The sequence below is a fragment of the Mesorhizobium atlanticum genome, from assembly GCF_003289965.1.
Taxonomy (GTDB): domain Bacteria; phylum Pseudomonadota; class Alphaproteobacteria; order Rhizobiales; family Rhizobiaceae; genus Mesorhizobium; species Mesorhizobium atlanticum.
The window spans coordinates 629,031-641,580 of sequence record NZ_QMBQ01000003.1 but is presented as its reverse complement, the minus strand read 5'-3'; the positions used below and the strand labels follow the sequence as shown (position 1 = coordinate 641,580).

12 protein-coding genes are annotated in these 12,550 nt (G+C 64.6%); 6 read left to right on the top strand and 6 right to left on the bottom strand.

The genetic code is table 11. From position 1 onward, the window contains the following. Window positions 1-10: 10 nt before the first annotated feature. Genes DPM35_RS12790 through cpaB form a run of 3 tightly spaced genes read right to left on the bottom strand, consistent with a single transcriptional unit; the run spans window position 11 to window position 2,678 of the window. Window positions 11-286: a hypothetical protein gene (locus DPM35_RS12790; protein ID WP_112127605.1), complete on the bottom strand. Its 276-nt coding sequence runs from the start codon at window positions 284-286 to the stop codon at window positions 11-13. Between the two features lie 4 nt (window positions 287-290). Beyond that, window positions 291-1,727 carry a type II and III secretion system protein family protein gene (locus DPM35_RS12785; RefSeq protein WP_112127604.1) on the bottom strand — a complete coding sequence of 479 codons (1,437 nt, stop codon included), beginning with the start codon at window positions 1,725-1,727 and terminating at the stop codon, window positions 291-293. A gap of 30 nt (window positions 1,728-1,757) precedes the next feature. After that, window positions 1,758-2,678: a Flp pilus assembly protein CpaB gene (gene cpaB / locus DPM35_RS12780; RefSeq protein WP_112127603.1), complete on the bottom strand. Its 921-nt coding sequence runs from the start codon at window positions 2,676-2,678 to the stop codon at window positions 1,758-1,760. Window positions 2,679-2,932: 254 nt separating this feature from the next. Here cpaB and parE point away from each other — a divergent pair, with 254 nt between their 5' ends. The 3 genes from parE (at window position 2,933) to DPM35_RS12765 (ending at window position 7,632) form a co-directional block, all read left to right on the top strand. After that, window positions 2,933-4,987 (top strand): DNA topoisomerase IV subunit B, encoded by a 2,055-nt coding sequence (parE, locus tag DPM35_RS12775; protein ID WP_112127602.1) that lies wholly within the window; start codon window positions 2,933-2,935, stop codon window positions 4,985-4,987. Between the two features lie 40 nt (window positions 4,988-5,027). Then, entirely contained in the window at window positions 5,028-7,109 is a 2,082-nt protein-coding gene (locus DPM35_RS12770; protein ID WP_112127601.1) for an FUSC family protein, read from the top strand. Window positions 7,110-7,194: 85 nt separating this feature from the next. Continuing rightward, window positions 7,195-7,632, top strand: a complete 438-nt coding sequence (locus tag DPM35_RS12765; protein WP_112127600.1) for a VOC family protein — start codon at window positions 7,195-7,197, stop codon at window positions 7,630-7,632. Window positions 7,633-7,651: 19 nt separating this feature from the next. Here the strand turns inward: DPM35_RS12765 and DPM35_RS12760 are convergent, their stop codons facing one another. Beyond that, window positions 7,652-8,773 carry a DUF2336 domain-containing protein gene (locus DPM35_RS12760; RefSeq protein ID WP_112127599.1) on the bottom strand — a complete coding sequence of 374 codons (1,122 nt, stop codon included), beginning with the start codon at window positions 8,771-8,773 and terminating at the stop codon, window positions 7,652-7,654. Window positions 8,774-8,924: 151 nt separating this feature from the next. Between DPM35_RS12760 and DPM35_RS12755 the strand changes: the two genes are divergently transcribed. After that, window positions 8,925-9,377, top strand: a complete 453-nt coding sequence (locus DPM35_RS12755; RefSeq protein ID WP_112127598.1) for a MaoC family dehydratase — start codon at window positions 8,925-8,927, stop codon at window positions 9,375-9,377. Beyond that, on the top strand, window positions 9,377-10,258 hold the full coding sequence (locus DPM35_RS12750) for an HpcH/HpaI aldolase/citrate lyase family protein (RefSeq protein ID WP_112127811.1): 882 nt from the start codon (window positions 9,377-9,379) through the stop codon (window positions 10,256-10,258). The genes DPM35_RS12755 and DPM35_RS12750 overlap by 1 nt, the downstream gene beginning before the upstream one ends. A gap of 2 nt (window positions 10,259-10,260) precedes the next feature. On the opposite strand, the gene DPM35_RS12745 is transcribed toward DPM35_RS12750, so the two are convergent. Further along, on the bottom strand, window positions 10,261-10,935 hold the full coding sequence (locus DPM35_RS12745) for a methyltransferase family protein (protein WP_112127810.1): 675 nt from the start codon (window positions 10,933-10,935) through the stop codon (window positions 10,261-10,263). A 135-nt stretch (window positions 10,936-11,070) separates the two neighbouring features. Here DPM35_RS12745 and DPM35_RS12740 point away from each other — a divergent pair, with 135 nt between their 5' ends. Next, the gene (locus tag DPM35_RS12740; protein ID WP_245431518.1) at window positions 11,071-11,832 is read left to right on the top strand and encodes a TetR/AcrR family transcriptional regulator; all 762 of its coding nucleotides are present in this window, start codon (window positions 11,071-11,073) and stop codon (window positions 11,830-11,832) included. Window positions 11,833-11,837: 5 nt separating this feature from the next. On the opposite strand, the gene DPM35_RS12735 is transcribed toward DPM35_RS12740, so the two are convergent. Continuing rightward, window positions 11,838-12,422, bottom strand: coding sequence for a nitroreductase family protein (locus tag DPM35_RS12735; protein ID WP_112127597.1), 585 nt, complete (start codon window positions 12,420-12,422; stop codon window positions 11,838-11,840). Window positions 12,423-12,550: the final 128 nt, after the last annotated feature.

The following is a 12,550-nucleotide window of genomic DNA, read 5'->3' as shown; positions in this document are numbered from 1 at the left end:
GCCCGCCCGGTCAGTTCGAAGTCGTTGATGATGTCGTCGGCGCGGACGCGGCGCCGGCCTTCGCGCCGACGGCGACAGTCTCGGAACCCGGACGTTGAGCCGGCACAAGAAGCCTTGTGTTCTGGACGCCGTATTTCCACGGATCGACCATCTGCATGGCGGTGTTGGACGCCTGCGCGTTGCCGACTCCCGGCGTCACCCCTTCGGTGCGCACATAGTCGTCGCTGGTGCAGCCGCCGACGACAGAACCGGCCAGGAGCAGAGCGATGCAAGAAAGGCTGCGCATGGCCTTAGTCCTTCGGCAGGTCGAGGAAGTGGCCGGACGCGGCCGATACGGAGCGGGCGGCGCCGCCGTCGGCGAACGCCAGCGGACGTTTCGGCGCCGAGGCGTCCACTTCCTCGGTGTTGTTGAGGAAATAGTCGGCGGCGCTTGCCGGCCGGGTGCCGTCGGTCGGCTCGACCATCTTCTTCGATGGATCGACCGGCTTGACCAGGTAGGGCGTGACGATGATCACCAGATCGGTCTCGCGCCGCTGATAGGATTTCGAGGAAAACAGCGGGCCGAGCACCGGTAGCTTGCCGATCCCCGGCACCCGCGATGTCGTGATGTCGTTCTGCGACTGCAGGAGGCCGGCGATCATGAAGCTCTGGCCGTTCTTGAGATCGACCGATGTTCTGGCGCGACGCACGATGAAGGCCGGAATGGAAATGCCGCTGCTGACCTGAATGGAAGCGGACGGGTCGATCGAGGACACTTCAGGCGCGATGTCGAGGCTGACGAGCCCGTCCTTCAGCACCGTCGGCGTGAAATCCAGGCCGACGCCGTACTTCTTGTAGGTGACGCTGATCTTGCCGTTGTCTTCCGAAACCGGGATCGGGAACTCGCCGCCGGCAAGGAAGCTCGCCGTCTGGCCCGAACGGGCAATCAGGTTCGGCTCGGCAAGCCGCCGCGCCAGGCCGCGTTCCTCCAGCGCCTTGATGGCGATGTCGATCGAGACTCCATTGGAGAGCAGCCGACCGATGATCTCGCCAGTGCCAGCCGATGGCACCGTGCCCGGATCGATGATGACGTCGCGGCCGCCCATGCCAAAGGCAAAGTTGGCGCCATATTTGGCGCCCAGATCTTGTCCCGCCTGGCGGTTGATCTCGACGAAGCGGACGTTGAGCTGCACCTGCTGCGAGGACGAGATATTCACCGAGTTGATGACTTCCTCATTGCCGGAAAAGCGCGACGCGATCTTGCTGGCCTTGTCGGCGGCGACCGCATCGTCGGCTTCGCCCGACAACACGACGCGGCCGTTTGCCGAACCGACTTTGATCTTGGCGTCGGGCACGCTGGCGCGGATGGTGCTGGCCAGTTGGTCGGTGTCCAGCGTCACCTCGATGTCGATGGTGCCGACAAGCTGCTTGTTCTGATCGAACAGGGCGATGCCGGTGGTGCCGAGATTGTTGCCCAGCACATAGAAGGACTTGTCGGTCAGCGGGTTGACGTTGGCGATCTCCGGATCGCCGATGACGATCTGGTAGAAGGCCGCGCTCGTCATGATCGTCTTCGGCTTGCCCTTGGCGACCTTGATCGAGGCGTTCTTGTTCGCCGAGACATAGACGACGTCATTGCCTGCCCTTGCCGGCGCGACGGCGCCAAGCATAGCTAGCGACACCGCCAGCGCGATCGCGCCAGGAAGGCGCCATCCGCCGGCCGTCCGAAATGCATCAAACCCGAACATGTTGTCCCTGTCCCCGCCGGTCCCCACCGGCTATTGCTGCAGTTCCTGCGGCGCTTCCCGTGAAGGAACCTTGTATTCCTCGACCTTCTCGCCGCGCGTCACGATCACCGTCTTGAATTTCGGCTCGTCGGATTCCTTCGTCGCGGCGCTGACAAGCGAGGCGGCGCTCGCCTGTGCTTTTGCGGCGACCGAACCGCCGAAGGACGAGATGGTCGTGATCCCTCCATTGCCGGTGGTTGCGTCGGCGGCGGACCGCAGCGACAACGACAGCGTGCCGACGGTGCGAGCCAACGCCACCTTCTGCGCCCCTTCGTCGGTGACTTCGAGGGTCACGGAATTGGCGACCTGCGGCTCGGTCTTGCGCTCGTCGGCGCCCTGACCGACCGAAAGCACCTTGGCGTCGGAGACAACGACCTCGGACGTTACCGTCGAGCCGGCTGCCCCTTGAGCATTCTTGGATACTTCCTGGATGTCGCCGGCATCGCGCGTCAGCACGACGTCGACCCGGTCTCCCGGCGTGACGAAGCCGCCGACGCCGGCGATCTCGTCGGTGCGGATGGTGACGGCCCGCATCCCGGGCGACAGCATGTTGGAAAGGGTGGCGCGACCGTTCGGTCCCGACAGTTTGGTCAGCAGCACCGGTTCGTTGACCTCGATCGGCGACAGCACGACGCGGCTGCCATCGGCAAGCAGCTTGTCGATCGTCGGGAAAGCGCCTTGCGGCAGGGAATCCTGTGGCCACGGAATCTCGGCGAGTTGTGGTCGTCCGAGCTCCATTCCGTAGCGCAGCGGCGCCTGAGCCACCACGATGGTTTTGAACTCGACCTTGGGCTGCTGCGGAGCTTCGACCGTGACGACCTTGACCTCGGGCTGAGCCTTTGCCTGGCTCTTGACCCAGAAGTCCGCCGCAAAGATCGAGATCGCGCCGAAGACGGCGGCGATACCGATCATGGTTATGACCCTGCCCCTCACAATGAAACCCCTGACGCCCGTGGTCTTTTGTTGGTTGGGCCTCACGCTAGGCGTTAATGTTAAAGAATAAGGAACAGCGGGCCGCACGGGCCGCCCTATTTCGGCCGGCTTGGTTATCGAATGGTTTTGGAATAAGAGACAGTTTTATCCCTGAACGGAACAGGAACTCGTTCGCCCGCCAAAAGCGTGGCAGTATCGAGACTTGATTCGCATTACCGGACGCTAGACCTCGCATGGACGACAGCAACGATCTCTTCGGCAAGATGGAAAAGCAGGCACAGCCGGTGCGCGCGCCCTCGCGCCCCGCCGATCCGCTGGTGCAGGCGGCGAAGCGCTCGACCGCCGCCCGCGACGGCAGCGAAAGCTACAGCGCCGCCGATATCGAGGTGCTGGAGGGGCTCGAGCCGGTGCGACGCCGTCCGGGCATGTATATCGGCGGCACCGACGACAAGGCGATGCATCACCTGTTCGCCGAGGTCATCGACAATTCGATGGACGAAGCCGTGGCCGGCCACGCCACCTTCATCGATGTCGAGCTTTCCGCCGACGGCTTCCTGACCGTCACCGACAATGGCCGTGGCATCCCGGTCGATCCGCATCCGAAATTCAAGAAGCCGGCGCTCGAAGTCATCATGACGACGCTGCATTCGGGCGGCAAGTTCGACTCCAAGGTCTATGAGACCTCCGGCGGCCTGCACGGCGTCGGCGTCTCCGTCGTCAACGCGCTCTCCGACCATCTCGAGGTCGAGGTCGCGCGCGGCCGCCAGCTCTACCGCCAGCGTTTCTCCCGCGGCGTCCCGGTCAGCGGCCTCGAGCATCTGGGCGAGGTTCATAACCGCCGCGGCACGAGGACCCGCTTCCACCCCGACGAGCAGATCTTCGGCAAGGGCGCCGCCTTCGAGCCGGCGCGGCTTTATCGCATGGCGCGCTCGAAGGCCTATCTGTTCGGCGGCGTCGAGATCCGCTGGACCTGCGATCCGTCGCTGATCAAGGAGAAGGACCAGACGCCGGCCAAGGCCGAGTTTCATTTCCCAGGCGGCCTGAAGGACTATCTCAAGGCGACGCTGGGCGACGAGTTCCAGGTCACGCGCGAGGTTTTTGCCGGCAAGAGCGATAAGCAGGGTGGCCACGGTTCGCTGGAATGGGCGGTGACCTGGTTCGGCGGCGACGGATTCCTCAACTCCTACTGCAACACCATCCCGACCCCCGAAGGCGGCACGCATGAAGCCGGTTTCCGCAACGTGCTGGCGCGCGGACTGCGCGCCTATGCCGACCTGATCGGCAACAAGCGCGCCTCGATCATCACCACCGAGGACGTGATGATCTCTGCCGCCGGCATGCTGTCGGTGTTCATTCGCGAGCCGGAATTCGTCGGCCAGACCAAGGACAGGCTGGCGACCATCGAGGCGATGCGCATCGTTGAAAACGCCATCCGCGACCCGTTCGACCATTGGCTCGCCGACAATCCGCAGGAAGCCTCGAAGCTTCTCGAATGGGTCATCGCGCGCGCCGACGAGCGCGTGCGCCGACGCCAGGAAAAAGAAGTCTCGCGCAAGACCGCCGTGCGCAAGCTGCGCCTTCCGGGCAAGCTCGCCGACTGCACGCAGAATGCGGCCGCCGGCGCCGAGATCTTCATCGTCGAGGGCGACTCGGCCGGCGGCTCGGCCAAGCAGGCGCGCGACCGCGCCAGCCAGGCGGTGCTGCCGCTGCGCGGCAAGATCCTCAACGTCGCCAGCGCCGGCAACGACAAGCTAGCCGCCAACCAGCAGATCTCCGATCTCATACAAGCGCTCGGCTGCGGCACGCGCTCGAAGTACCGCGACGAGGACCTGCGCTACGACCGGGTGATCATCATGACCGACGCCGACGTCGACGGCGCGCATATCGCTTCGCTGTTGATCACCTTCTTCTATCAGGAGATGCCGAACCTGATCCGCGGCGGCCATCTCTACATGGCCGTGCCGCCGCTCTATTCGATCCGGCAGGGCGGCAAGGTCGGCTACGCCCGCGACGACGCGCATAAGGACGAATTGCTGCGCACCGAATTCACCGGACGAGGCAAGGTCGAGATCGGCCGCTTCAAGGGCCTGGGCGAGATGATGGCCTCGCAGCTCAAGGAGACCACGATGGATCCGAAGAAGCGCACGCTTCTGCGGGTCGACGTGATCGACGCCGAGCAGGCCACCAAGGATGCCGTCGACGCGCTGATGGGTACCAAGCCCGAAGCCCGCTTCCGCTTCATCCAGGAGCGCGCTGAATTCGCCGAGGCGGACGTGCTGGATATCTGATCGCGGAAGGGTCCATAAAGACTCCTATACGGAGACGAATGTGACCTGGACGCGTCTGAAAGAGCTTGTCGAGACACCGCTAAGCGGTCTGACGCAGCCGACCCGTTCGGACTGGATTTTTGCCCTGCGCACGGTTTCGGCCGGGCTGATCGCGCTGCTTGTTGCCTACGCGTTGAAGCTCGACCATCCGCAATGGGCGATGATGACGGTGTTCATCGTCGCCCAGCCGGTGGCCGGAATGGTGCTGGCGAAGGGCTTCTACCGGCTGCTCGGCACGCTGGCCGGCGGCCTGGCCGCTGTGGGCATCACGTCACTGTCCGGTAGCAATCCCTGGCTGCTGGTCACTCTCCTGGCGCTCTGGATCGGCATCTGCACGCTCGTATCCTCGCTGCTGCGCAACCCGGAGGCCTATGGCGCGGCGCTTGCCGGCTACACGGCGATGATCATCAGCCTGCCGGCGCTTGGACAGCCGCATGTGGTCGTCGACCTGGCAATCGCGCGCTGCGCCGAGATCGTGCTTGGCATCGTCTGCGCCGGCGTCACCAGCCGGCTGATCCTGCCCAAGCTCGCGGCCGACGCCATCATTTCCAGGCTGAAGCGCAGCATCCTCGACCTCGCGGAATATGCGTCCGGGGCCTTTTCCGGCGGCGATCCGGCAAGCCTTGCCGCGCTCCAGCGCAAGCTGATCACCGACGCCCAGACGCTCGCTGAAATGCGCACCTATGCGCGGCTGGAAGCGCCGAGTTTCGCGCCCCGCGCCCACCCGGTGAGGCGCACCATCGGTCAGCTTCTGTGGGCGCTGTCGGCGGCCCGTACACTGCACAGCCACCGCGCGCCGAAGAATGCGGCGCTCATCCCCATGCGACGCGACTTGAAAGCCTTTGTCGGCGAGCTGGCGGCGACACCCGGCGCGCTCGACGACACGGGCCCCTGGGTGGCGCGGCTCGATGCGATCGCCAGCAAGGCCAGAGAGGTGCCGGCGCTACCCAACGATGCCGGTACAATCGATGGCGCCGAGGACAAGGTGGGCACCATCACCCGCCTCACCATTGCCGGCGATTTTGCCGAAGCGCTGAAGCAGGTGTTGGACGGCCTCGATGCGCTTCGCTCGCCTATCTCCCGGAAATCGAATGAGCGAAGCCAGCCGGCGCTCGTCGTCCACCGCGACTATCAGGCCGCATGGCGCAACGCCGTGCGCGCCGGGCTCGCGACGCTGCTCGTCGCGGTCTTCTGGCTGACGACCAAATGGTCGGAAGCGGCCGGCACCGTCATCCTCGTCGCGGTCGTCTCCAGCCTGTTCGCGGCGCGTCCCGATCCCGTGCAGTCGGCTTGGGGTTTCTTCACCGGCACCTTGATCGCGCTGCCCTTTGCCTTTCTGGTGGGCCAGGTCGCGCTGCCGGCGCTGCCCGGCTTCGGCTGGTTCACGCTCTTCGTGGTGCCGATCCTGGTGCCTGCGGCGCTCGGCATGGCCAATCCACGTCATGTCGGCATCGCCACCGCTTTCGCCATCAACTTCCTCGCCTTCCTCAGCCCGCATCAGCAGATGATCTATGATCCCGGGCCGTTCTTCGCGGGCTCGGCCTCGATCCTGGTCGGCATCCTGATCGCCATCGGCGTCTTCATCGTCGTGCTGCCCGCCGACCCTTGGGTCACCGTGGCGCGTATCTCGCAGGCGATGCGCGAGGATCTGGCGCGGCTTTGCCTGCATGAGCGGATACCTCGGCGTTCGGCCTTCGAAAGCCTCGCCTATGACCGGATCAACCAGCTGATGCCGCAGGTGCAGCGAACGGGCCGCAGGGGCGAGCCCATTCTTGGCGGCAGCATCGCCGCCGTCACCGTCGGGCTGGAGGTGCTGCGATTGCGCCATGCGCAACTGAATTCCGCCGTGCCGCGCGAGACAGTCGAATCCATCGGCAATTTTCTACGCGGCCTGGCGCGCGAATTGTTGTTCCGGCGGCCGGGCGAGCCGCAGACCGCGACCATCGCGGTGGCAAGGCAATATGCGGCCAGCATCGGCGAACGCAGCGATCGGCTCGAAATGCTGCGGATCGCCGCCTCGCTGCGCATCGTTGCCGCGGCGATGGAGGACTATCCGGAATTCTTTGCCAAGGGCCGCGCTTGAACAATTCGGGCAGTGTCGCGTTTCAGTCCGACCGGTTTGGAAATGGTTCCTTGTTGGATTGGTTGACACTTTTCAGGTTGGACACATGGCGCTCAAACGGATGGACAACGTCGGAATCGTCGTCGAAGACCTCAACGGGACGATTGATTTCTTTCGCGAGCTCGGCCTTGAACTTGAAGGGCGAGCCACGATCGAAGGAGAATGGGCCGGACGTGTCACCGGACTGGGCGACCAGCATGTCGAGATCGCCATGATGCGCACGCCGGACGGCCATAGCCGGCTGGAACTGTCCCGATTCCTCAGGCCACCGGTCGTGGCGGATCACCGCAATGCCCCGGTGAACGCCCTGGGCTATCTCCGCGTCATGTTCACCGTGGACGACATCGACGACACGCTGGCGAGGCTCCGCAAGCGCGGTGCCGAGCTCGTCGGCGAGGTGGTCCGCTATCAGGATGTTTATCGGCTCTGCTACATACGCGGACCTGAAGGGCTTCTCATCGGCCTCGCTCAGGAACTCGGCTAAGACCTGAATAAGACGTACCCTAGGCCGCCGCAATCGCCAGCGCATGTCCGCGCGCGTTTTCGCGCAGCGCGTCGAGATGGATCGACTTCACCAGCCCGGCAAGATCGCCCTCGGCCGATTGGCCGCCGAGTTCCTTCAGCATCAGCCAGCTCACTTCCTGCACGCCGGCGACACGTCGGCCATTGGCAACCTCGCGCCAGATCTTGAGCGCGCGCAGGATGACGGCATGTGTGGCCGGCGCGAGCCCGGCGCTGCGGAACAGCGCCTGCAGCGCCACGTCGTGCCCGCCGGCCAGAAGCGCCGTTACCCGCTGCTCGGACTGTCGGGCAAGCGCCACCAGCGTCGAACCGAAGAAGTCGACCTTGCCATGGGCAATGGTGCGGATGATGAAGCTGGCGGTGAGGTCGCCGCGCAGTCTCAGATGCTCGATCAGCGCGGCATGCTCTTCCATGCGCGTTCCCTCGATCAGCGTCACCGAGGCCTTTACGCAGGCATCGCGCATGACGCGATCGGCGCGCGCCGCGCCCATCATGGCCAGCACCAGCGGCGACCCCTTCAGCGACTCGCCGAGCTTGACCAGCAGCATATGCCGGCAGTCGGCCGGCAGGCGTCGATCGGCGATCAGCGCCTCGCGCACCAGCGGCAGATGACCATGACGCTCGGCCATGCGGCGGAAGCTGAGCGAAGCGATCTCCGCGCCGCTGTTCCCGACCAGCGCGGCACAGGCTTCCGGTTCCCCGATCTCGGCGATTGCCGCCGCCAGCGACATCGAGACCACCGGGCGGTTGGCGATCAGCGTCTGCGTCGCTTTCTGGCCGCACGCGACGCGCTCGACAAGATCGGCATCGGTAAGCAGCGGCGAACGCGCCAGCACCAGCGCCGCCACTTCCGGTTGATCGGCAGCCAGGGCGCTGATCACCTGCGGCGGCGCGTGATGGCTCATCGACAGCGCCTCGGCGAGCGCCAGGCGCACCTTGGCGGAAGCGTCGTCGAGAAGTAGCGTCAGCGCCGCCTCGGCGGCGCAGCGATCCTCGAACGGCAGATCGGAATTGATGTAGGCGCGCGCCAGCGCGCTCGCGGCGGCGGCGCGCTCGGAAACCCTTGCCGTATCAATCCATTTTAGAAAGTGCGAAACAACCATGCCGACCAGCTGCGCCCCTGCCGGAATGTCCCCGGCCCCGTTATCAACGGTAGGCTGGAAATGGTTTACGAACGGTTCACCATGTTTCTTAACCGGCTTGATGGACGCTCAGGCAACGCCTATCAAGCGGTGGAATTGGAGGAGATCGATCATGGCCGGGCTTTATCTGGAAGAGTTTGCCGTCGGCCATATCTTCCACCACACGCTGCGCAAGACTGTGACCGAGAGCGACAACATGCTGTTTTCAGTCATGACGCTGAACCCGCAGCCCTTGCACATCGATTTCGACTTCGCCGCGAAAACCGAATGGGGCAAGCCGCTGGTCAATTCGCTGTTCACGCTGGGCCTGATGATCGGCATCTCGGTAAACGACATCACCGTCGGCACCACCGTCGCCAATCTCGGCATGAAGGAAACGGTGTTCCCGCATCCCGTCTTCCACGGCGACACTATCCGGGTCGAGACGACGGTTGTCTCCGTGCGCGAGTCCAAATCGAAACCCGATCGCGGCATCGTCGAGTTCGAGCACCGCGCCTACAATCAAAACGACGTTCTTGTCGCCAAATGCACCAGGCAGGCGATGATGCTGAAGAAGGCGGCCTGATGCGCTCGCTGCTGTTCGTGCCCGGCGATTCCGAGCGCAAGCTGGAAAAGGGATTCGGAGCCGGCGCCGACGTGGTCATCGTCGATCTCGAGGATTCCGTCGCCGGCGCGAACAAGGCTGCGGCGCGCGCGACCGCGGCCGGTTTCATCTCCGACAAAAGACACCGGACAGGTCCCGCCGTCTTTGTCCGGGTCAATGACCTTTCCACCGGACTCACCGGCGACGATCTCGCGGCTCTTGTCCCGGCAAAGCCCGACGGCATAATGCTGCCCAAGTCGAACAGCGGGCAGGACGTCCAGCAGCTGGCGGCGAAGCTGCGGGTGCATGAAGCCGAAAACGGGCTGCCGGACGGCGCTATAAGAATCCTGCCGATCATCACCGAGACCGCGGCGGGCGTGCTGGCGGCGGCCAGCTATGCCGGAACCAGCGCACGGCTTGCCGGCCTGACCTGGGGCGCGGAGGACTTGTCCGCCGCGATCGGCGCGCGCGCGGCTCGCGACGAGAACGGCCGCTATACCGACGTGTTTCGCCTGGCGCGCACCATGACCATCCTGGCGGCTGGCGCGGCGGAAGTCGCTGCCATCGACACCGTCTTTCCCGATTTCCGCGACATGGCCACCTTCGAGAAAGAATGCCGCGAGGCCGAGCGCGACGGCTTCGCCGGCAAGATGGCGATCCATCCGGCGCAGGTGCCGGTCATCAACGCCGCCTTCACGCCATCCGCCGAAGCGGTCGAGCGGTCTCGGGCGATCGTCGATGCCTTCGCGGCGGCGGGAAACCCGGGCGTCGTCGGCATCGACGGCAAGATGTATGACCGGCCGCATCTGCGGCTGGCCGAAAGGCTGCTGGCCCGCGCCAAGGCATTGGGCACATCTGCCTGAGATTACCAGACCATCGGGATCAGTTTGTAGCGGACGCGCGCGGCATAATCGTCATAGCCCCGCAGCCCGGTCCGCAAGGTCTTTTCCTCGATGAAGGTGCGGATGGCGAGCAGGACGATGAAGACGAGGACCAATGCCAGCCCCCACCAGGAACCAAGCAGCAGCGCGGTGCCGGCGAAATAAAGTATGGCGCCCGCATACATGGGGTGGCGGACATAGCCGTATGGACCGGTGGTGATCACCTTCTGTCCACGCTCGTCCTGGATCTTCACGACAGGCGCCGCGAAACTGTTTTCCAGCATCGTGAGATAGCAGATCCAGATGCCGACGAGCAGGACCAGCATGCCGACCACCTGCACCCAGACGGGAGTTTCCGACCAGCCGAAACGGTAGTCGAGCCCCATCAGGGCGAGCCAGGCGAAGATACCGGCCAGCAATATGCTCAGCAATATCTTGTCGGCCGCTGTCTGGTTCTTCTGGATCGGAGGGCGAAGGCGTTCGTTCATCAGGCCTGGATCGCGCCGGGCGAGTGCCACGCCCATGGTAAGGCTCAGTCCGACCATCACGACTATGTACACCCAGGCTGCGGTCCAGTGCAGCGTGCCGGCCGACAGAAACATCAGCGCCCCCATGACGCCGAACCATACGAATGTCTGGAAAACCAATCTCGAGATCATGACCAACCTTCCGTGACGTCCCCGCCGCTATTGGTCGAATTCGACCGTCGGTCTATTATACCGACCGATGGTCTACAACTCAAGGCACGCCCGGCACTCTGGACGAGAACGGCCGCCGCATGCACAAGGTTCGCTATGCCTCGCATCATCAAGCATCCGGACATCAGGCGCGAAGAACTGCTGGACCATGCCCAGGCCCTGTTCCTGACGCACGGCTACGACAAAGCGAGCCTCAACGACGTCATCGCGGCCGCCGGCGTCTCAAAGGGCGCCTTCTATCATTATTTCGCCTCCAAGGAGGCCCTGCTGGAGGCATTGGCGGAGCGTTTCGCCAGGCAGGCACTGGCCGGTGTCCAGAAGATTCTCGACGATCCGGACCTTGATCCGCTTGGGCGCCTGAACGCGCTCCTGGCGCAGTCGCGCCAGGCCAAGATCGAAACCGCGCCGGAAGCATGGGCGCTTTTCGAGACGTTGTTTCGCGCGGAAAACCTGGTGCTTTTCCACCGCATCAACCTAGCCGCGAGCAAGTCCTTCTCGCCGATCCTGGTGGAGATCATCCGCCAGGGCGTCGAAGACGGAACATTCCGGACTTTCGATCCCGAGGGCGTTGCCGACATCGTCATGCAGTTCGGCCTGGCCACCCACGATGTGGTTGCCAAGGCGTTCGCCGGCGGCAGCGATGCCGACATGGACATCGCGATCCAGGCCCTGGAAAGGCGTGTCAGGCTCTACGAGATCGCGCTTGACCGCATTCTAGGACTGCCGGACGGCAGCATCCGGATCGGTGAACCCGGCTACGTGCGCGCCGTCATGACAGCGCGCCGTTCCAATTCGGCGGTCGGCGCGGGCGCATCGAAGGATCGTGGGCTGCCCCACGCTCATTCGCGGCGTCCCTAGGCCGCTCACCCCGCCCAGGGACCGGTGTAGTCGGCATAGAGCTTGGCTGGATCGGGCCGTGGCCGCTCCGGCGCCGGGCCCTGGTAGGAACCGATATGAACGAAGCCGACGACGCGCTCCTGCGGCGAGAGCCCGAGGATCGCCCTGCCCTCCGGCACATCGGAGTACCAGTTGCTGATCATGTTGGTGCCAAAGCCCAGCGCGTTGGCCGCGATCATCAGGTTCATGGCCGCCATGCCGCCCGACAGGAACATCTCCCATTGCGGGATCTTCGGATTCTCCTTCGGCACCGAGACGACACCGATCACCAGCGGCGCGCGCGAGAAGCGCGCCAGTTCCTGGTTGCGTCGGCCCTCCGGCAACGGCCCCTCGCGCTGCTCGGCAAGTGCGGCTAGCTTCTTGCCGATCTCGATGCGCGCCTCACCGCGATAAAGGATGAAGCGCCAGGGCTCGAGCCGGCCGTGGTCGGGAACGCGCGAGGCGGCCGCGATCATCGTCGCGATCTCGGCATCGCTCGGCGCCGGCTCCTTGAGGTCCGGGATCGGCGCGGAATTGCGGGTGAGCAGGAAGTCGATGATCGGCGACGCCATGGGCGCAAGTCTCCTCAGCATTCTATAGTATTCAATTTTGAGCTGAAGCACGCCATCGGGATGTCGGGCGGCTCGGGCGGTGGCGTTTTGCGCCGGATAAGAAGCTGCCGCGCGGGGCGACGCGCTTC

Coding starts and splice junctions, on each gene's coding strand:
- DPM35_RS12790 (WP_112127605.1), bottom strand. CDS start 286: ATGCGCAGCCTTTCTTGCATCGCTCTGCTCCTGGCCGGTTCTGTCGTC.
- DPM35_RS12785 (WP_112127604.1), bottom strand. CDS start 1,727: ATGTTCGGGTTTGATGCATTTCGGACGGCCGGCGGATGGCGCCTTCCT.
- cpaB (WP_112127603.1), bottom strand. CDS start 2,678: ATGATCGGTATCGCCGCCGTCTTCGGCGCGATCTCGATCTTTGCGGCG.
- parE (WP_112127602.1), top strand. CDS start 2,933: ATGGACGACAGCAACGATCTCTTCGGCAAGATGGAAAAGCAGGCACAG.
- DPM35_RS12765 (WP_112127600.1), top strand. CDS start 7,195: ATGGCGCTCAAACGGATGGACAACGTCGGAATCGTCGTCGAAGACCTC.
- DPM35_RS12760 (WP_112127599.1), bottom strand. CDS start 8,773: ATGGTTGTTTCGCACTTTCTAAAATGGATTGATACGGCAAGGGTTTCC.
- DPM35_RS12755 (WP_112127598.1), top strand. CDS start 8,925: ATGGCCGGGCTTTATCTGGAAGAGTTTGCCGTCGGCCATATCTTCCAC.
- DPM35_RS12750 (WP_112127811.1), top strand. CDS start 9,377: ATGCGCTCGCTGCTGTTCGTGCCCGGCGATTCCGAGCGCAAGCTGGAA.
- DPM35_RS12745 (WP_112127810.1), bottom strand. CDS start 10,935: ATGATCTCGAGATTGGTTTTCCAGACATTCGTATGGTTCGGCGTCATG.
- DPM35_RS12740 (WP_245431518.1), top strand. CDS start 11,071: ATGCCTCGCATCATCAAGCATCCGGACATCAGGCGCGAAGAACTGCTG.
- DPM35_RS12735 (WP_112127597.1), bottom strand. CDS start 12,422: ATGGCGTCGCCGATCATCGACTTCCTGCTCACCCGCAATTCCGCGCCG.